Origin of the sequence: Microbacterium meiriae (assembly GCF_040702565.1) — a bacterium.
Classification (GTDB): Bacteria; Actinomycetota; Actinomycetes; order Actinomycetales; family Microbacteriaceae; genus Microbacterium; species Microbacterium meiriae.
In genome coordinates this window covers 625,554-642,585 of the sequence record NZ_JBFBLJ010000003.1, presented here as the reverse complement: position 1 = coordinate 642,585, position 17,032 = coordinate 625,554, and the positions used below count along the sequence as shown (strand labels likewise).

Here is a 17,032-nt window from a genome sequence, read left to right as displayed (position 1 = left end):
CGTCAGGACCCCGCGAGCCGATAGCCGACGCCGCGCACCGTCTCGATGAACGCGCGGTCCCCGCTCTTCTTCCGGATGGCCGCCACGTGCACCTCGAGCGAGTGGCCGAAGCCGCGCCAATCGGTGTTCCAGACCTCGCGGATGAGGCGCTCCTTCGGCACCGCCACACCCGGATACCGGGCGAGCACGCCCACGATGTCGAACTCCTTGCGGGTGAGCGCCAGCGGCACCCCGCCGACCTGCACCTCCCGCGCCACGAGGTCGATCTGCACCGCCCCGTCGTGCAGCAGCACCCCGATATCCGGTTCCGTGCGCAGCGGCCGTGATCGCCGGGTGACCGCCTCGATCCGCGCCAGGAGTTCGTGCACGTCGTACGGCTTCACCACGAAGTCATCGGCCCCGGCCCGCAGCCCCTTGATGCGCTCGGCGACCTGGTTGCGCGCGGTGACGATCACGATCGGGACGTCGGACCGCCCCCGGATGCGACGGCAGAGGTCGATCCCGTCGACGTCCGGCAGCCCGAGGTCCAGCAGCACCACCTCGGTGTCGGCGTCGAGGTGCTCCAGCGCGGTCGCCCCGTCGGCGGCGTGCACGGTGGCATAGCCCGAGCGCGCGAGGAAGGCCTGCAAGGCCCCCGCCACCCGCTCGTCGTCCTCGACGATGAGAATCCGCATCCTGCGTTCCGTCCGTCGCCGGTCAGCCGGTGGCGGCGGCGCGTTGGGCGAACGCGCTCTCGTATAGGCACACGCTCGCCGCGGTGGCCAGGTTGAGCGACTCCGCACGTCCGAAGATCGGCAGCCGCAGGACCCGGTCGGCCCGTGTCAGCGCATCGTCCTCGAGTCCGCGCGCCTCATTGCCGAACAGCCAGGCGGTCGGCTCGCCGAGCACACCGTCGGCGCGGGCTGCGAGGAGGTCATCCCCCTTCACGTCGGCCGCGAGGATCTGCAGGCCCGCATCGTGCGCACGTCGCACGACCTCGTCGAGGTCCCCGCCCACGGAGACCGGAAGGTGGAAGAGCGAGCCCGTCGTCGCCCGCACGACCTTGGGGTTGTAGGGATCGACCGTGCGGCCCGTGAGCACGACGGCGTCGGCGCCGGCGGCGTCGGCGGCCCGGATGATGGTGCCGAGGTTGCCGGGGTCGCGCACCTCCTCGCAGATGGCGACCAGACGCGGTGCGGCATCGAAGATGTCGCGCACGGAGGTCGGCGTCTGCCGGACGACGGCTACCAGCCCCTGCGGCGTCACCGTGTCGGCCATCGCGTTGAGCACGTCCTCGCTCACGTACTCGACCTCGACGTCCGCCTCCGCCGCCGCGGCACGGATGTCCGCGTGCCTCTCCCACCCGTGAGGGGTCGCGAACAGCTCGATGATCGCCTCCGGACGGTACGTCAGCGCCTCACGGACGGACTGCGGACCTTCCAACAGGAACAGCCCGGTCTCGGTACGCGCGCTGCGCTTGGTCAGCTTGGCGACGGCTCGGACTCGGGGGGAACGGGGGTTCTCCAGCACGGACTCAGTCTACGGTCAGCCCGCCACCGCCCGGATACGCGGAACGGGCGCCTTCCCGGAGGAAGACGCCCGTTCGGAAGCGAGATGCTTACGCGACCGACTTCGGCGCGTTGACGTCGGAGGGCAGAGCCTTCTTCGCCGTCTCGACCAGCGTCGTGAACGTCGCGGCATCGTTCACCGCGAGGTCGGCGAGCATGCGACGGTCGACCGTGACACCCGCGAGGTTGAGGCCCTGGATGAAGCGGTTGTACGTCATGTCGTTCTGGCGGGCAGCGGCGTTGATGCGCTGGATCCAGAGACGACGGAAGTCGCCCTTGCGCTTGCGACGGTCCCGGTACGAGTAGACCAGGGAGTGGATGACCTGCTCCTTGGCCTTCCGGTAGAGGCGCGAACGCTGACCGCGGTAGCCGGAGGCGCGCTCGAGGATGACCCGACGCTTCTTGTGGGCGTTGACCGCCCGCTTGACTCTTGCCATTTTCCTGTGTTCCTATCGTGCGTTCGGCGCGTCAGCGACCGAGAAGCTTCTTCGCGACCTTGAAGTCCGCCTTCGCGAGCACCTGGTCCTGGTTCAGACGGCGGGTGCGACGGCTCGACTTGTGCTCGAGGTTGTGGCGCATCCCGGCCTGCTGCTTCTTCAGCTTGCCGCTGCCGGTGATCTTGAAGCGCTTCTTAGCACCCGAGTGGGTCTTCTGCTTCGGCATCTTCTCTTCCTTCGTATGGCGCCTTCTCAGGCGACGGTGTCAACCCGCGGTGCGGGAGTTCTGGGGGCGGATCTACTCCGCCGGGGCGTCCGCGGAAGCGTCCGCGTCGTTCTTCGCATCGCGCGCGGCCTGCTTGTTCGCGGCGCGCACGGCGTTCTGCTCCTGCTTCGCCTCGGACTTGCTCTTGTGCGGCGCGACGACCATGACCATGTTGCGGCCGTCGATGGTCGGGTTCGACTCGACGGTGCCGAACTCGGCGACGTCCTCGGCGAACTTGCGCAGCAGACGCACACCCTGCTCGGGACGCGACTGCTCGCGACCGCGGAAGAGGATCATGGCCTTGACCTTGTCACCGGCCTTGAGGAAGCCCTCGGCGCGCTTGAGCTTCGTCGTGTAGTCGTGCGCCTCGATCTTCAGACGGAAGCGGACTTCCTTGAGGATCGTGTTCGCCTGGTTGCGACGCGCTTCCTTTTCCTTCTGCGCGGCCTCGTACTTGAACTTGCCGTAGTCCATGATCTTGACGACGGGCGGCTTCGAGTTCGGGGCGACCTCGACGAGGTCGAGATCGGCTTCCTGTGCGAGACGCAGCGCTGCCTCGATGCGGACAACGCCGATCTGCTCACCCGCGGGGCCGACGAGGCGGACCTCGGGGACGCGGATGCGCTCATTGGTACGGGGATCGCTGATGCGGAGCTCCTTAGACGATGTGATTCGGCCACCGTGATGCTGTCTGCATCTCGGGCGAAATCGGAGTCGTCCCCCACCCGCCGGCTCTCAGACGCCGGCTCCGCACCCTGTCTACCGGTCCCCTCGTGACGAGCGGAGCCGGCGGAGCGCAAGACCCGGTAGCCTGGAACGGCAAGCGCGGGTGGGAAGTGAATCCTCTTTCGTTCCGGAGCATGACGCTCCGGAGCCCGCCAAAGTCTAACAGAAAGCAAGGCGAAGTGACGAACCAGGCATCGGACGAGGCGGCCCGCGAGCGCGAGGAGCGATGGGCTCGGCAGGAAGAAGCGGCCTCCTCGGCCGTCCGCGACATCGCCGACGTTCCGGCCGTCGAGGTGATCACCACCGCCGCCGTGCACCTCATGAGTGCTGCCGCCGTCAAGCTCGGCCTGGCGGACGACCCGGAGGCCGCGGCTCAGCTCGACCTGGACGAGGCGCGCAAGCTCATCAACGCGCTGGCGGGACTCATCACCGCCGGCGCCCCCGAGATCAGCGACATGCACGCCCGCTCGTTGCGTGACGGCCTCCGTTCGCTGCAGCTCGCCTTCCGCGAGGCCTCGACCATCCCGGACCCGATCGGCAAGGGCCCCGGCGAGAAGTGGACCGGCCCCGTCACCTGATCCGGTCGGAGCTCCGCCTCAGACGCTGCGGCGGAGCTTGACCGTCAGCGAGTCGGCGAGGACGGCGATGCGGTCATCCGCCGCCCACCGCTGGGCGAGGCGCGCGAGCACCGCATCCAGGACCTCGCGCTCCAGGCCGTCGACGAGCTCCAGCACCACGATGAGCTCTGGCCCGCGCAGCCGCGCATCCGGGTCACCGGGCGCGACCGCGACGTCGATCACGGCGAGTTCGTGGGCGATGCTCTCCCGGAGCGCGGTGACCACCTCGGGCGAGAGGAAGCTCGGTTCCCACGCGTGCCCCTGCGCCACGGCCCAGACGGCGGGTCGCCGGATCACGAACTCCGTGTCCGAGGTCGGGTCGAGCACGATCAGGTCGGTATCCTCCGACGATGCGGCCAGCGCGGCGCGGACGGCCTCGACCGGGATGGGTCGCGCCGACGGGTCCCAGCGCTGCATCGTCTCGACCGATGAGAACACCGGCTGGACGCGGCGCCCGTCCGGTGCGGCGACGGTGACGATCGACAGCTCCTGCGTCTTGTCCACCGCGAGGCCGCTGGGGGCCACCCCCTCCTCACCCTTCTCGGCGATCAGCGGGATGAGCACCCGCGCGGAGCGGAACGCGTCGACGACCTCCGTCTGACTCCCCTCCCCCGCGCGGAAGCGGAGCAGGGCGGCGAGAAGAGCAGGGTCCGCCGAGCCGTCGTCCGCGGCGTGCGGATTCGACTCGAAGCTGCGCCCCTCCCAGGGGACCCCGGCCGAGTCGGCCCGGTTGTGCGACTCCGGCCCGCAGGCGTGGGGGTCAGTCTCCGGCGACATCCAGGGCCTCCGCCAGCGTGAAGGCGCCCGCGTACAGGGCCTTGCCGACGATGGCGCCCTCGACGCCCAGCGGCACCAGGTCGCGCAGGGCGGCGATGTCGTCGAGGTTCGAGATGCCGCCCGACGCGACGACCGGCTTCGGGGTGCGCGAGGTGACCTCGCGCAGGAGCTCCAGGTTCGGACCGCGCAGCGTACCGTCCTTGGTCACGTCGGTGACGACGTAGCGGCTGCAGCCGGCGTCCTCGAGGCGCTCGAGCACCTCCCAGAGGTCGCCGCCCTCCTTCGTCCAGCCCCGCGCCGCGAGCGTCGTGCCGCGCACGTCGAGGCCGACGGCGATCGCCTCGCCGAAGCGGCTGATCACGTCGGCGGCCCACTCCGGGTTCTCCAGGGCGGCGGTGCCGAGGTTGATGCGGGCGGCGCCGCTCTCCAGAGCCGCCTCCAGGCTCGCGTCGTCCCGGATGCCGCCGGAGAGCTCGACGTTGACGTTCTTGAACTGCTTGATGACCTTGCGCAGGATCGGGGCGTTGCTGCCGCGTCCGAACGCCGCGTCGAGGTCGACGAGGTGGATCCAGGAGGCCCCCTGCGAGACCCACTCCCCCGCGGCGTCGAGCGGGTCGCCGTAGCTCGTCTCCGTGCCCGCCTCCCCCTGGGTCAGACGGACCGCCTTGCCGCCGGCGACGTCGACCGCGGGGAGGAGCGTGAGCGAGGGGGACTGCGCGAAGTCGTTCATGGGGTCCTTGGTTCGGGTGGGTCTGCGGCCCGAGAGGGCACGAGAGACGAGGGTAGTCCGCCGCGGGGCGCGGGACAAACCGCATGACGCCCGGCGCCGACGCGGCCCCGGATCAGAGGCTCTGCACCCAGTTCCGGAGCAGCTGGATGCCGGCGTCTCCGGACTTCTCGGGGTGGAACTGCGTCGCCGAGAGCGGGCCGTTCTCCACGGCCGCGAGGAAGGGACCGCCGTAGGTCGCCCAGGTGAGCACGGGCTGGGGGAACGGCGGGATCACATCGAGCTCCCAGGACTGCGCCGCATAGGAGTGCACGAAGTAGAAGCGCTCCTGCTCGATCCCGCGGAACAGGACGGTGTCCTCCCCCGGTTCCACGGTGTTCCAGCCCATGTGCGGCAGGACAGGGGCGTTGAGCTCCGTCACGGCGCCCGGCCACTCGCCGAGGCCCGCGGCGTCGTGCCCGCGCTCGACGCCGTGCTCGAAGAGCACCTGCATGCCGACGCAGATACCCAGCACCGGTCGACCGCCCGCGAGACGACGGCCGATGATCTCGTCGCCGCCGTGAGCCTGCAGGGCGTCCCGCACGGCCTGGAAGGCTCCGACGCCGGGCACGACGAACCCGTCGGCCTCGAGCGCCTCGGTGCGGTCGCGCGTGAGGACGGCGTCGGCTCCCGCGGCGACGAGCGCCTTGACCGCGGAGTGGACGTTGCCGGATTCGTAGTCGAAGACGGCGACCCGGGGCGCGGCGCTCACAAGGCTCCCTTGGTGGACGGGATGCCGTCGACGAGGGGATCCAGCGCCTTCGCCTGACGGAACGCCCGCGCGAACGCCTTGAACTCGGCCTCGGCGATGTGGTGCGGGTCGCGCCCGCCCAGGACCCGGACGTGCACGGTGAGGGCGGCGTTGAAGGTGATGGCTTCGAAGACGTGCCGGACGAGCGATCCGGTGAAGTGCCCGCCGATCAGGTGGTGCTCGAAGCCCGCGGGTTCACCCTCGTGCACGAGGTACGGGCGACCGGAGATGTCGACGACCGCCTGCGCGAGCGCCTCGTCCAGGGGGACGAGGGCGTCGCCGTAGCGGGAGATGCCGGACTTGTCCCCGAGCGCGGCGAGGATCGCCTGACCGAGCACGATCGAGACGTCTTCCACGGTGTGGTGCGCGTCGATGTGGGTGTCGCCGGACGCCCGCACGGTGAGATCCGTCAGCGAGTGCTTCGCGAACGCCGTGAGCATGTGGTCGAAGAACGGCACCGAGGTGTCGATGCGGCTCGCGCCGGTACCGTCCAGGTTGAGCTCGACCTCGACGGTGGACTCCGACGTGCTGCGCACGCGGCTCGCGGTGCGTGCGGTGGGCGCGGGGATGGTCATGATGCCGATCCTATCGAGGCCAGGGCGTCCAGGAACGCCGTGGTCTCCGCCTCCGTACCGGCACTCACCCGCAGGTGACCGGGGATGCCGACGTCACGGACGAGCACGCCGCGATCGTAGAGCTGCTGCCAGGTGGCCTGCGGGTCCGCGACGCCGCCGAACAGCACGAAGTTGGACCACGAGAGGTGGGGCGTGTAGCCGAGGGCCTCCAGCGTGGCCGTGATCCGGTCGCGCTGCTCCACGATCTCCTGCACCATCCCGAGCATGACGTCGGCATTGCGGAGCGCGGCGACGGCCGCCGCCTGCGTCAGGGCGCTCAGGTGGTAGGGCAGGCGCACCAGACGCAGCGCGTCGATGAACGCGGGGTCGGCGGCGAGGTAGCCGACGCGGGCACCGGCGAAGGCGAAGGCCTTGCTCATGGTGCGGGAGACCGCCAGCCGCGGCCGGCCCTCCAGCAGAGTCAGTGCAGACGGGGCATCGCGCGGCGCGAACTCCTGATAGGCCTCGTCGACGATCACCACGCCACGGGCGGCGTCGTAGACGGCCTCCACCACGTCGAGCCCCAGCGGCGTGCCCGTCGGATTGTTCGGCGAGCAGAGGATCACGATGTCCGGGTCGGCCGCACGGACCTGCTCCGCCGCCTCCTCCGCGGTGACGGTGTAGTCCGGCTGCCGGGTGCCGGCGATCCACGACGCCCCTGTGCCCTTCGCGATGAGCGGGTACATCGAGTACGTCGGGCCGAAGCCGAATGCCGTGCGGTCCGGACCGCCGAAAGCCTGGAAGATGTGCTGCAGCACCTCGTTGGAGCCGTTTCCCGCCCAGATCTGCTCCGGCGTGAGGCCGTGACCCAGGTAGTCGGCGAAGGCCTCCCGCAGCGTCGTGAACTCACGATCCGGGTACCGGTTCACGTCCCGGATCGCCACGGCGATGTCATCGAGGATGTCGCTCGCGACCTCGTCGGGAACGGGATGCGTGTTCTCGTTCACGTTCAGAGCCACCGGCAGCGGGGCCTGGGGCGCGCCGTACGGGGTGAGTCCGCGCAGATCGTCGCGGAGCGGGAGATCGTTGAGGGAGAAGGTCACCCTTCCCATCTTAAGAGGAGCACGGAGAGCCGAGGTCATCGTGACGACCGGATCGGAAGACTCGGGCTCCGCGTCAGTCGGTGTAGCCGGCCGGGAGCGCGAGCTCCTGACCGACCTGCAGCTCGCCGCCGCGCAGGAGATTCATGCGGCTGATCTCACCGATGACCTCGCGGGGGTCGGCCTCGGGGGCGATGCTGCTCGCGATCGACCAGAGGGTGTCGCCGGGCATGACCGTGACGGTCTCGACGGAGACGGCCGGTGCGTCCGCGCCGGAGGCGATCGCACTGCCCCCGCTGATGGCGGCGAAGGCGATGCCCGCCGCGAGCGGGACCGAGGCGAGCGCGAGCAGAGCGCGGCGACCGCGTGCCGTGATCCGCAGCCGGGTGGCCGGACGGGCCGATGCCGGGAAGGCGGTCGCGGTGCTGAGGCTGATGCTGCTCATGTCTGCTCCTTACTGTCCCGGCGCCGGAGCCCGGGGAGGTTGGCGTAGCTTTCGCATCCGCGCCTCGGCCGGGAGCCGTGGATGCGAAGCTACGTTCCGAAGATATCTTCGAGTTCGAACATCTGTCAAGCTGTCTTCGAAACCGCGGCCCGCGAATCGCCCGACACGCTCGAACAGATCTTCCAGATCCGCGCTTTTCTCGGATACGGTTTCGATAAGGACACCACACCACGGGCCACCGACATTCGAAGCGGCACGTCGGATCACGCAGTGAAGGAGCACCATGAGCGACACCTCAGCCCTCGAGTCCGAGGCGCCGCGCACCCGCCGTCGCAAGAGCCTCAGTCCGAAGCAGATGGCGATCCTCGAGGTCATCCAGGGCTCCATCGCACAGAACGGCTACCCGCCGAGCATGCGCGAGATCGGCGATGCCGTCGGACTCAAGTCGCTGTCCAGCGTCACGCACCAGCTCGGTCAGCTCGAGCTCAGCGGCTACCTGCGGCGCGACCCGGGCAAGACGCGCGCCATGGAGGTCCTCATCGACCTTCCCGGCACCGGTGCGGAGAACCCCGCGGATGTGGCGACCCCGGTCGGCGACGCCGCCCTGGTCCCGCTGGTCGGCCGCATCGCCGCCGGCGTGCCCATCACCGCCGATCAGCAGGTGGAGGAGATCTTCCCGCTCCCCCGGCAGCTCGTCGGCAAAGGCGACCTCTTCATGCTCAAGGTCTCCGGCGAGTCGATGATCGACGCCGCGATCTGCGACGGGGACTGGGTCGTGGTCCGGTCGCAGAACACCGCGGAGAACGGTGAGATCGTCGCCGCCATGCTCGACGGCGAGGCCACCGTCAAGGTGCTTCGTCGTCGCGACGGCCACACCTGGCTGCTCCCCCGCAACTCCGCGTTCGAGCCGATCCTGGGCGACGAAGCCGTCGTGCTCGGCAAGGTCGTCGCGGTCATGCGCGCCGTCTGAGACACACGACGAAGGCCCTCCCGGTGCACCGGGAGGGCCTTCGTCGTTTCGCTGAGCAGGAGTGTCAGGCGGTGACCACCACGTCCTCGCGCACCCGGCGGGTGGCCTCGACGATGTTCCGCAGCGATGCCGTGGTCTCGGCGTAGCCGCGGGTCTTCAGGCCGCAGTCCGGGTTCACCCAGAGCTGACGGAGTGGGATCTCCTCGACCGCGCGACGCAGCAGGGACTCGACCTCCTCGACCGTCGGCACACGCGGCGAGTGGATGTCATAGACACCGGGGCCGATGCCGTGGTCGAAGCCGACCTCGGCGATGTCCGCGACGACCTCCATGCGGCTGCGGGCCGCCTCGATCGACGTCACGTCGGCGCCGAGCGCACGGATCGCGTCGATCACGACGCCGAACTCCGAGTAACAGAGGTGGGTGTGCACCTGCGTGGCCGCCGCGGCACCGCCCGTCGCCAGACGGAACGAGGCGACGGACCAGTCCAGGTACGCGGGCTGGTCGGTCTGCTTCAGCGGCAGCAGCTCGCGCAGCGCCGGCTCGTCGACCTGGATCACCTGGATGCCCGCGGCCTCCAGATCGGCGATCTCGTCGCGGAGGGCGAGCGCGACCTGGTTCGCGGTCTCCCCCAGAGGCTGGTCGTCGCGGACGAAGGACCACGCGAGGATGGTGACCGGCCCTGTGAGCATCCCCTTCATGTGCTTCGCGGTGAGCGACTGGGCGTATGCCGACCAGGCGACCGTGATGGGCGCCGGGCGGGAGACATCGCCCCAGAGGATCGACGGACGCGTGGCTCGCGAGCCGTACGACTGCACCCAGCCGTGCTGCGTGACCGCGAAGCCGTCGAGGTGCTCGGCGAAGTACTGCACCATGTCGTTCCGCTCGGGTTCGCCGTGCACGAGGACGTCGAGGCCGAGGTCCTCCTGCAGGGAGACGACCGCGGCGACCTCACGGCGGAGGAACTCCTCGTAGTCGTCCTCGGGGATCTCGCCGCGGAGGAACTGCGCGCGTGCGCGGCGGATGTCTCCGGTCTGCGGGAAGGAGCCGATCGTCGTCAGGGGCAGCACCGGCAGGCCGAGGACATTCTGCGCCTCTTCCCGCTCCGCGTACGGAGCACGGGCGAAGTCGGCGTCGGTCAGCGCACGGGAACGCACCGCACCGTCGCGCACGCCGGGAGCGCTCAGGCGATCCTGCAGCGCAGCGGTCGCGGCGTCCAGCTCGGTCGCGATCGCCGTGCGCCCTTCGGACAGACCGCGGGCGAGGGTCACGACCTGCTGCACCTTCTGGTCCGCGAACGCCAGCCAGGACACCAGGCGCTCGTCGAGCGCGGTCTCGTCCTCCACGTCGTGCGGCACGTGCAGCAGCGAGGTCGAGGTGGCCGCGGACACCGGAGCACCGAGCGCGCGGAGCGCCTCCAGGGAGTCGAACGCCGCGGAGAGGTCGCCACGCCAGATGTTGTGACCGTCGATCACACCGCCGACGAGGGTCTTGCCCTCGAGGCCAGGCACCACCTCCGGGACGGCACCGCGCACGAGGTCGACGGCGATCGCCTCGATGGGGGCCGCGGCCACGGTCCCGAACGTCTCGCCGAGGCTCGCATACGGGGCCGCGACGAGGAGCGAGGGACGTTCCTCGGCGCTGCCCAGCACCGCGAGCGCGCGCTCCGCCGCCGAGGCGAGCTGGGCGGTCGTGGCCGGCAGCGACTCGCTGACGAGCGCGGGCTCGTCGAGCTGCACCCACTCGGCACCCGCGGCGCGCAGGCGGGCGAGCAGATCGACGTAGACCGGCAGCACGTCCTCCAGACGCGAGAGCGGCTCGAAGCCCTCCGGCGCGTCGTCCGACGCCTTCGCGAGCGCCAGCAGCGTGACCGGTCCGACGACCACGGGACGCGTGACGAATCCGGCGGCTGCGGCCTCGGCGACCTCGCGCACCAGCCGGTCGCTGGCGAGGGAGAACGCCGTCTCCGGGCCGATCTCCGGCACGAGGTAGTGGTAGTTCGAATCGAACCACTTCGTCATCTCCAGCGGCGCGCGCTCCCCCTCGCCGCGGGCGACGGTGAACAGTGCGGAGAGTCCGATCGTCCCGTCCGCCTCCCGCAGGTCGTCGAAGCGCGCGGGGATGGCGCCGACCGTGGCGGCGGCATCGAGCACCTGGTCGTAGAACGAGAAGGACTCCGGGATCGACGAGTCCGTGCGACCGAGGCCGAGGGCGGCCAGGCGTTCACGGGTCGCCGCGCGCAGGTCCGCTGCCGTCCGCTCCAGCTCCTGCTCGTCGATGCGGCCCGCCCAGAACGCCTCGACGGCCTTCTTGAGCTCGCGGCGGCGGCCGATGCGGGGATAGCCGAGGATGGTGCCCTCGGGGAATGCGGTCATGGTGGTTCCTTTCGGCGGGGACTAGTGCCGGAGCGCCGGGACGATGCCGGCTTCGGCGAGGACGGTCAGGACGGTCTCGTGCTGGTTGAAGGCGTACAGGTGGACGCCGGGGGCGCCGCCGGCGACGACGTCGGCGGCGAGGCGCGCGGCCCACGAGATCCCGATCTCCCGGCGCCCCTCGGCGGTGGGCTCGACGTCGAGGGCGACCGAGAGTTCGCTCGGCAGGTCCTCCCCCGTGAGCTCCAGCACCCGGGCCAGCCGGGCAGGTGAGGTGATCGGCATGATGCCGGGAAGGATCGGGATGGTGACGCCGCCCGCTCGAGCTCGCTCCACGAAGGCGAGGTAGTCGTCCGGGTGGAAGAAGAGCTGGGTGATGGCGAAGGTCGCCCCCGCCGCCTGCTTGGCGAGCAGAGCCTCCACGTCCTGGGTGCGGTGCGTGGCCCGCGGGTGCCCCTTCGGGAAGGCCGCGACCGCGATGTCGACCTTCTGCCGGGGGGCCACCAGCGCGGCTCCGGGAAGGCCGGGGACCGGGGACTCCTGGTACGGAGCACGTTCGGCCTGGACGCGATCGATGAGCTGCACGAGCTGAGCCGCGCTCTCCAGGTCGCCGAGGAAGGGCTCCGTCCGGCCCGCGGGCGGATCGCCGCGGAGGGCGAGGAAGCGGAGGATCCCGGCGTCGAGGAACTCCCGGATGAGCGCCGTGGCCCCGGCATAGGTGTTGCCGACGCACGTGAGATGGGCGAGGGGCTCGACGTCGGTGTGCTCGCGGATGAACCGCAGCACGTCGAGCGAGCGTCCCCCGGTCGAGCCGCCGGCGCCATAGGTCACCGAGAGGAACGCGGGCCCGGCCGCGGCGAGGTGACGGACGGTCTCGTGCAGCGCCTCCTGGCTCGACTCCGAGCGGGGCGGATACAGCTCGAAGGAGAACGGCACTCGGGAGGCGCGGGAGGCGTCGAACGGGGAAGACATCTTCTCTCCAGGGGACAGGGGCCGGGGTCCGCGCACGACGAAGAGCACGTCGCTCGCGGGCGGGTGCCGGGCTCGGCTGTCGCTCCACGTCCGGGATCAACCGGGCGTTTCCAGAAACCTAGAACACGCCCTCGGCCCGCCGCACGAGTGTGACGTCGTGTGTCACCGCCCGTAGGCTCGACGCATGTCCTCACCGTTCGGCTCCTGGGCCTCCCCCTTCACCGCCGCCGCCGTCGCCGGAGCGGCTCCCCGTATCGACGGAGCACGCTTCGTCGGCGATGAGGTGTGGTGGGCCGAGTCCGTGCCCGCCGAGGGCGGACGCGTCACGGTGCGCAGCTCGACGGGGGCGGAGATCCTCCCGGCACCCTGGAGCGCCCGCTCCCGCGTGCACGAGTACGGGGGCGGTGCCTGGACCGTCGACGGCGACACCCTGTACTTCGTCTCCGGCGCCGACCAGCGTGTGCACCGCATGGACCGCGGCGCGGAGCCGCGCCCCCTCACCGCCGCCGGCCCGTCGTACGGCGGGCTGCGCGTGCAGAGCGGCCGCCTGCTTGCGGTCCGCGAAGACCTCTCGGCCGCCCCGCACGGCCGCGCGATCGTGGAGATCCCCGTGGACGGCTCGGCCGCCGACGAAGCGGCTGCGGTGCGCGTGATCGCGGAGGGCACCGGGTTCTTCGCCCACCCCGCTCTCTCGCCGGACGGCAGCCGGGTGGCCTGGGTCGAGTGGCAGGCGGACAGCATGCCGTGGGAGAGTGCCGTCCTCGCCATCGGGGCGGTGGACGGCGGGACCGTCACCCGCGTCCCCACCTCCGCGGCCCTGCAGCCGGAGTGGAGCGGCGACGACGCGCTCGTGTTCGCCGACGACGCTTCAGGGCGCTGGCAGCTCCAGCACCTCGCACTGGACGGCCTCCGGCTCGGCGCCTCGCGCGCGCTGACCTCGTCGGACGCGGATACCGGATACGGCCTCTGGGTGCTCGGCAACCGCTGGTTCCAGGTCCTGGCCGACGGGCGCCTCGTGGCGGTGCGCACGAATGGACGCGACGAGGTGCAGCTCGTGTCCGCGGACGGCGAGACCCGGGCGATCACGGTGCCGGGCGACGGGCACCTCAGCGTGGACGACGTCGCCGGCTCCCGCGTGCTGCTCAGCGGAGACGGCTCGCGCGTGACCTCAGGCATCTGGTGCGTCGATGTCGACAGTGGGACCGTCGAGACCATCACCGGTGGCGCTCCGGTCGACGAGGACTGGATGCCGGGGGCGCAGCAGATCGTCGTGGAAGGGGCACACGGCCCCGTGCACGCGTTCGCGTATCCGCCCGCCGCGCCCGGAGACCCCCGCGGCGCCGACGGGGAGCTGCCGCCCTACATCGTGCTCGTGCACGGCGGTCCGACCGCCCATGTCACCGGTGCGGCCTCCGCCTCCATCGCGTTCTTCACGAGCCGGGGCATCGGGGTCCTCGACGTCAACTACGGCGGATCGACGGGATATGGACGCGCCTACCGCGACCGTCTGCAGGGACAGTGGGGCATCGTCGACGTGGACGACGTGATCGCGGCGGCCCGCGGCCTCGCGGACGCCGGGCTGGCAGACCCCACCCGCATCGCCATCCGCGGAGGCTCGGCCGGCGGCTGGACGGTGCTCTCCGCACTCGTCCGGGGCGGCACGTTCGCGGCCGGCATCAGCCGCTACGGTGTCGCGGATCTCCGGCTGCTCGCCGCCGAGACCCACGACTTCGAGGCGTCGTACCTCGACGGCCTCGTGGGTCCGCTCCCCGCGGCCGAGGACGTCTACATCGAGCGCTCGCCCCTGACGCACGCCGACCGCATCGACGTTCCGGTGCTGCTGCTGCAGGGCGGGGAGGACCGCGTCGTGCCGCCGTCCCAGTCCGAGGCCATCCGCGACGCTCTGGCGGCGAACGGCATCGACCACGACTACGTGCTGTACCCGGGCGAGGGCCACGGGTTCCGCAGCGCGGAGACCATCGTCGACGCGCTGGAGCGGGAGCTCGCGTTCCTCGGCCGGGTGTTCGGCTTCACGCCGAGCCTCTGAGCCGGCTCGGGCTACTCGCCGACCCTGTTGCGCAGGCGCATCGCGCGCTCGGCCTCGCGGGTGTCCTGACGCTCACGGAGGGTCTGGCGCTTGTCGTACTCGCGCTTGCCCTTCGCGAGGGCGATCTCGACCTTGGCGCGACCGTCCGAGAAGTACAGCTTGAGCGGGATGAGCGTGTACCCGCCCGCGGAGACGGCGTGGGCGAGCTTCGCGATCTCCTCCCGGTGCAGGAGCAGCTTGCGGATGCGCTTGGCCGAGTGGTTCGTCCAGTGCCCCTGCGAGTACTCCGGGATGTGCACGGCATCGAGGAAGACCTCGTTGCCCTTCACGAACGCGTACCCGTCGCTGAGGTTCGCGCGCCCCTGACGGAGCGACTTCACCTCGGTGCCGGTGAGCACCATCCCCGCCTCGTACGACTTCTCGATGTTGTAGTCGTGACGCGCGCGACGATTGGTCGCGATGACCTTCTCCCCGCGTTCCCTGGGCATGATGATCTCCTGTGCTGTGGTGCTGTGGACGGCTCGACAGCGGATCGGTCGAGCAGCCTTTCAGGGTATCAGGTGCGCAGCCAACGCCGGATCGCGAAGCCGGCCGAGAGCGCCGCGAGCACGACGCCGATCCCGACGAGGACCGGGACCACGAGGATCGCGTCCTGCATGGTCACCCACGTCGTGATGAACGGCACCCGTCCGCGGAGATAGCCGTTCACGCCGAAGTGCATGCCGGCGACGACCGCCGCGCTCGCGAGAGCCGAGCCCAGCAACGCGGCGAAGACGCCCTCCAGCACGAACGGCGTCTGGATGAAGCGGTTCGAGGCGCCGACCAGGCGCATGATCCCGATCTCCTTCCGCCGCGCATAGGCGGACAAGCGGATGGTGGTGGCGATCAGAAGCGTCGCGGCGATGAGCATGAGGACCGCGATACCGACGGCGATGTACGTCGCCACGGTGAGCGCGGAGAACAGCGGTTCGAGGTATTGGAGCTGGTCCTGGACCTGTTCCACTCCGGCTTGGCCGTTGAAGGCCTCGGCGAGGACCTGCGACTGGCCCGGGTCCTTCATCGTGACGAAGAAGACCTCGAACGCCTGATCGGGCGAGAGCACGCTGGCCTGCTCCTCCCCGACCTGCTCGACGAGCTTGGCGTAGGTCTCCTCCTTCGTGTCGAAGGTCATGGAGCTGATGAGCGGCGACAACGCGTCGCCCTCGAGCTGGGCGCGCACGGCGGCGACCTGCTCCTCGCTCGCCGCGCCGTCGACGCAGGTGTCCGACTCCGACACCGCGGAGCACATGTAGACGGCCACCTGGGCGCGCTCGGCCCAGTAGCCGCGCATGACGCCAATCTGGGACTGCATGAGGATCGCAGCGCCGACGAACGTCAGCGACACGAAGGTGACGAGCACGACGGAGATGACCATCGAGATGTTGCGCCGCAGGCCGACGAGGGCCTCGGTCAGGATCAGGCCGATTCTCATGAGGTCGGGCCCACTTCCTCGTCGTCCTGGTCGGACAGCCCGAGGCGGTCGGCGACGCCGAGCTCGGCGACGTCCACCTCCGGGATCACGATCGGATGCGTGCGCGGACCTGCGGGCGCGGGACGCTCGGCAGCGGGCTGCGGCGCGGCCGGTGGCTGCACGACGTCCGGCGGTTCGACCACGCCGGGCTCCCGCGAGGGCTCCGGCGGCTCGACCACCTGCGGAGCGGGTTCGGCGGCGGGCTTGGTGACCGCGGGAGACGCGGCGGCGGCACGGCGCTGGGCGTCCAGCTCCTCCGCCAGGGCCGCGCGGACCACGGAGAGGTCGGCGGTCTGGCGTTGCACCTCCTGCACGGCCGTGAGGGCTGCGGCGGCCGCAGCACCGCGGACCTCCTCCGGCACCAGGCGCGGGATGTTCGAGGTGTCGCCGTATCCGCCGTGCACCTCGTCGCGGACCATCTCGCCGTCGCGGAGCTCGATCACGCGGCGGCGCATCTGGTCGACGAACCCGGCCTCGTGGGTGGCCATGAGCACCGTCGTGCCACCCGCGTTGATCCGGGCGAGCAGCTGCATGATGTCGACGGAGGTCGCCGGGTCGAGGTTTCCGGTGGGCTCGTCGGCGAGCAGCACCTGAGGACGGTTGACGAGCGCCCTGGCGATCGCGACGCGCTGCTGCTCGCCGCCGGAGAGCTCGTGCGGCATGCGCTTCTCCTTGCCGTCGAGCCCGACGAGGGCGAGCGCCTCGGGAACCGCCTGCTGGATGAAGCCCCGGGACGAGCCGGTGACCTGCAGCGTGAAGGCGACGTTCTGATGGACGGTTTTGGACGGGAGCAGGCGGAAGTCCTGGAACACCGAGCCGATGTGCCGACGGAAGTAGGGCACCTTCCGGTTCGCCAGAGCCCGCAGGTCGCGGCCGAGGACGGCGACACGGCCCGTCGTCGGCACGTCCTCGCGGAGGATGAGGCGCAGACAGGAGGACTTGCCGGACCCGGAGGCGCCGACCAGGAAGACGAACTCCCCGCGCTGCACCTCGAAGTCGACACCGGACAGGGCGGGCTTCGACGTCCCGCGGTAGCGTTTCGTGACGTTCTCGAACCGAATCATGGCGATTCGAGCCTAAGCGCGGTACGGGGCGTCGCCCCGGCACGACACCCCGCCGCGCGGCACGCGTGCCGCTCTTCCTCCTCCCCCGTCGGCCCACCGAGGTCCGCGCCCGC

At 70.7% G+C, this 17,032-nt stretch carries 19 protein-coding genes; 3 read left to right on the top strand and 16 right to left on the bottom strand.

Annotated features, from left to right (window positions below):
* Window positions 1-2: 2 nt before the first annotated feature.
* The 5 genes from AB0310_RS16920 to infC all read right to left on the bottom strand — a co-directional run bounded on the left by AB0310_RS16920 (window position 3) and on the right by infC (window position 2,921).
* A complete protein-coding gene (locus AB0310_RS16920; RefSeq protein ID WP_366237676.1) occupies window positions 3-674 on the bottom strand; it encodes a response regulator transcription factor in 672 nt (223 codons plus the stop codon).
* A gap of 22 nt (window positions 675-696) precedes the next feature.
* Window positions 697-1,509, bottom strand: a complete 813-nt coding sequence (locus tag AB0310_RS16915) for a TrmH family RNA methyltransferase (RefSeq protein WP_363590127.1) — start codon at window positions 1,507-1,509, stop codon at window positions 697-699.
* A gap of 88 nt (window positions 1,510-1,597) precedes the next feature.
* A complete protein-coding gene (gene rplT, locus AB0310_RS16910; RefSeq protein WP_366237675.1) occupies window positions 1,598-1,984 on the bottom strand; it encodes a 50S ribosomal protein L20 in 387 nt (128 codons plus the stop codon).
* A gap of 31 nt (window positions 1,985-2,015) precedes the next feature.
* Window positions 2,016-2,210, bottom strand: coding sequence for a 50S ribosomal protein L35 (gene rpmI / locus AB0310_RS16905; RefSeq protein WP_025105280.1), 195 nt, complete (start codon window positions 2,208-2,210; stop codon window positions 2,016-2,018).
* A gap of 72 nt (window positions 2,211-2,282) precedes the next feature.
* Window positions 2,283-2,921, bottom strand: coding sequence for a translation initiation factor IF-3 (gene infC, locus AB0310_RS16900; protein WP_370428515.1), 639 nt, complete (start codon window positions 2,919-2,921; stop codon window positions 2,283-2,285).
* A gap of 233 nt (window positions 2,922-3,154) precedes the next feature.
* Between infC and AB0310_RS16895 the strand changes: the two genes are divergently transcribed.
* Entirely contained in the window at window positions 3,155-3,553 is a 399-nt protein-coding gene (locus AB0310_RS16895; RefSeq protein WP_060922526.1) for a DUF1844 domain-containing protein, read from the top strand.
* A gap of 18 nt (window positions 3,554-3,571) precedes the next feature.
* Here the strand turns inward: AB0310_RS16895 and AB0310_RS16890 are convergent, their stop codons facing one another.
* The 6 genes from AB0310_RS16890 to AB0310_RS16865 all read right to left on the bottom strand — a co-directional run bounded on the left by AB0310_RS16890 (window position 3,572) and on the right by AB0310_RS16865 (window position 7,985).
* A complete protein-coding gene (locus AB0310_RS16890; RefSeq protein ID WP_292795600.1) occupies window positions 3,572-4,369 on the bottom strand; it encodes an SseB family protein in 798 nt (265 codons plus the stop codon).
* Entirely contained in the window at window positions 4,353-5,099 is a 747-nt protein-coding gene (priA, locus tag AB0310_RS16885; protein ID WP_025105284.1) for a bifunctional 1-(5-phosphoribosyl)-5-((5-phosphoribosylamino)methylideneamino)imidazole-4-carboxamide isomerase/phosphoribosylanthranilate isomerase PriA, read from the bottom strand. Before priA ends, AB0310_RS16890 begins: the two co-directional genes overlap by 17 nt.
* Before the next feature lie 112 nt (window positions 5,100-5,211).
* Entirely contained in the window at window positions 5,212-5,847 is a 636-nt protein-coding gene (gene hisH / locus AB0310_RS16880) for an imidazole glycerol phosphate synthase subunit HisH (protein WP_259954184.1), read from the bottom strand.
* The gene (gene hisB, locus AB0310_RS16875) at window positions 5,844-6,461 is read right to left on the bottom strand and encodes an imidazoleglycerol-phosphate dehydratase HisB (protein WP_060922523.1); all 618 of its coding nucleotides are present in this window, start codon (window positions 6,459-6,461) and stop codon (window positions 5,844-5,846) included. Before hisB ends, hisH begins: the two co-directional genes overlap by 4 nt.
* Entirely contained in the window at window positions 6,458-7,552 is a 1,095-nt protein-coding gene (locus AB0310_RS16870; RefSeq protein WP_370428498.1) for a histidinol-phosphate transaminase, read from the bottom strand. The genes hisB and AB0310_RS16870 overlap by 4 nt, the downstream gene beginning before the upstream one ends.
* A 64-nt stretch (window positions 7,553-7,616) precedes the next feature.
* Entirely contained in the window at window positions 7,617-7,985 is a 369-nt protein-coding gene (locus tag AB0310_RS16865; RefSeq protein ID WP_366237674.1) for a LysM peptidoglycan-binding domain-containing protein, read from the bottom strand.
* Window positions 7,986-8,268: 283 nt separating this feature from the next.
* Here AB0310_RS16865 and lexA point away from each other — a divergent pair, with 283 nt between their 5' ends.
* Window positions 8,269-8,955 (top strand): transcriptional repressor LexA, encoded by a 687-nt coding sequence (gene lexA / locus AB0310_RS16860; RefSeq protein WP_259954186.1) that lies wholly within the window; start codon window positions 8,269-8,271, stop codon window positions 8,953-8,955.
* A gap of 64 nt (window positions 8,956-9,019) precedes the next feature.
* Here the strand turns inward: lexA and metE are convergent, their stop codons facing one another.
* Entirely contained in the window at window positions 9,020-11,329 is a 2,310-nt protein-coding gene (gene metE / locus AB0310_RS16855) for a 5-methyltetrahydropteroyltriglutamate--homocysteine S-methyltransferase (protein WP_366237673.1), read from the bottom strand.
* A 21-nt stretch (window positions 11,330-11,350) separates the two neighbouring features.
* Window positions 11,351-12,298: a methylenetetrahydrofolate reductase gene (locus tag AB0310_RS16850; RefSeq protein WP_259954189.1), complete on the bottom strand. Its 948-nt coding sequence runs from the start codon at window positions 12,296-12,298 to the stop codon at window positions 11,351-11,353.
* 184 nt (window positions 12,299-12,482) lie between these two features.
* Here AB0310_RS16850 and AB0310_RS16845 point away from each other — a divergent pair, with 184 nt between their 5' ends.
* Window positions 12,483-14,345, top strand: a complete 1,863-nt coding sequence (locus tag AB0310_RS16845) for a S9 family peptidase (RefSeq protein ID WP_366237672.1) — start codon at window positions 12,483-12,485, stop codon at window positions 14,343-14,345.
* Window positions 14,346-14,356: 11 nt separating this feature from the next.
* Here the strand turns inward: AB0310_RS16845 and smpB are convergent, their stop codons facing one another.
* The 3 genes from smpB to ftsE all read right to left on the bottom strand — a co-directional run bounded on the left by smpB (window position 14,357) and on the right by ftsE (window position 16,919).
* The gene (smpB, locus tag AB0310_RS16840) at window positions 14,357-14,833 is read right to left on the bottom strand and encodes an SsrA-binding protein SmpB (protein ID WP_050722832.1); all 477 of its coding nucleotides are present in this window, start codon (window positions 14,831-14,833) and stop codon (window positions 14,357-14,359) included.
* A gap of 68 nt (window positions 14,834-14,901) precedes the next feature.
* Window positions 14,902-15,816 carry a permease-like cell division protein FtsX gene (gene ftsX, locus AB0310_RS16835; protein ID WP_187661891.1) on the bottom strand — a complete coding sequence of 305 codons (915 nt, stop codon included), beginning with the start codon at window positions 15,814-15,816 and terminating at the stop codon, window positions 14,902-14,904.
* Window positions 15,813-16,919 (bottom strand): cell division ATP-binding protein FtsE, encoded by a 1,107-nt coding sequence (ftsE, locus tag AB0310_RS16830; RefSeq protein WP_280571718.1) that lies wholly within the window; start codon window positions 16,917-16,919, stop codon window positions 15,813-15,815. Before ftsE ends, ftsX begins: the two co-directional genes overlap by 4 nt.
* Window positions 16,920-17,032 lie beyond the last annotated feature (113 nt).

Bases quoted from the DNA above. Each gene is read 5' to 3' on its own strand.
- AB0310_RS16920 (WP_366237676.1), bottom strand. From the start codon at position 674: ATGCGGATTCTCATCGTCGAGGACGACGAGCGGGTGGCGGGGGCCTTG.
- rplT (WP_366237675.1), bottom strand. From the start codon at position 1,984: ATGGCAAGAGTCAAGCGGGCGGTCAACGCCCACAAGAAGCGTCGGGTC.
- rpmI (WP_025105280.1), bottom strand. From the start codon at position 2,210: ATGCCGAAGCAGAAGACCCACTCGGGTGCTAAGAAGCGCTTCAAGATC.
- AB0310_RS16890 (WP_292795600.1), bottom strand. From the start codon at position 4,369: ATGTCGCCGGAGACTGACCCCCACGCCTGCGGGCCGGAGTCGCACAAC.
- priA (WP_025105284.1), bottom strand. From the start codon at position 5,099: ATGAACGACTTCGCGCAGTCCCCCTCGCTCACGCTCCTCCCCGCGGTC.
- hisB (WP_060922523.1), bottom strand. From the start codon at position 6,461: ATGACCATCCCCGCGCCCACCGCACGCACCGCGAGCCGCGTGCGCAGC.
- AB0310_RS16870 (WP_370428498.1), bottom strand. From the start codon at position 7,552: ATGGGAAGGGTGACCTTCTCCCTCAACGATCTCCCGCTCCGCGACGAT.
- AB0310_RS16865 (WP_366237674.1), bottom strand. From the start codon at position 7,985: ATGAGCAGCATCAGCCTCAGCACCGCGACCGCCTTCCCGGCATCGGCC.
- lexA (WP_259954186.1), top strand. From the start codon at position 8,269: ATGAGCGACACCTCAGCCCTCGAGTCCGAGGCGCCGCGCACCCGCCGT.
- metE (WP_366237673.1), bottom strand. From the start codon at position 11,329: ATGACCGCATTCCCCGAGGGCACCATCCTCGGCTATCCCCGCATCGGC.
- AB0310_RS16850 (WP_259954189.1), bottom strand. From the start codon at position 12,298: ATGTCTTCCCCGTTCGACGCCTCCCGCGCCTCCCGAGTGCCGTTCTCC.
- AB0310_RS16845 (WP_366237672.1), top strand. From the start codon at position 12,483: ATGTCCTCACCGTTCGGCTCCTGGGCCTCCCCCTTCACCGCCGCCGCC.
- smpB (WP_050722832.1), bottom strand. From the start codon at position 14,833: ATGCCCAGGGAACGCGGGGAGAAGGTCATCGCGACCAATCGTCGCGCG.
- ftsX (WP_187661891.1), bottom strand. From the start codon at position 15,816: ATGAGAATCGGCCTGATCCTGACCGAGGCCCTCGTCGGCCTGCGGCGC.
- ftsE (WP_280571718.1), bottom strand. From the start codon at position 16,919: ATGATTCGGTTCGAGAACGTCACGAAACGCTACCGCGGGACGTCGAAG.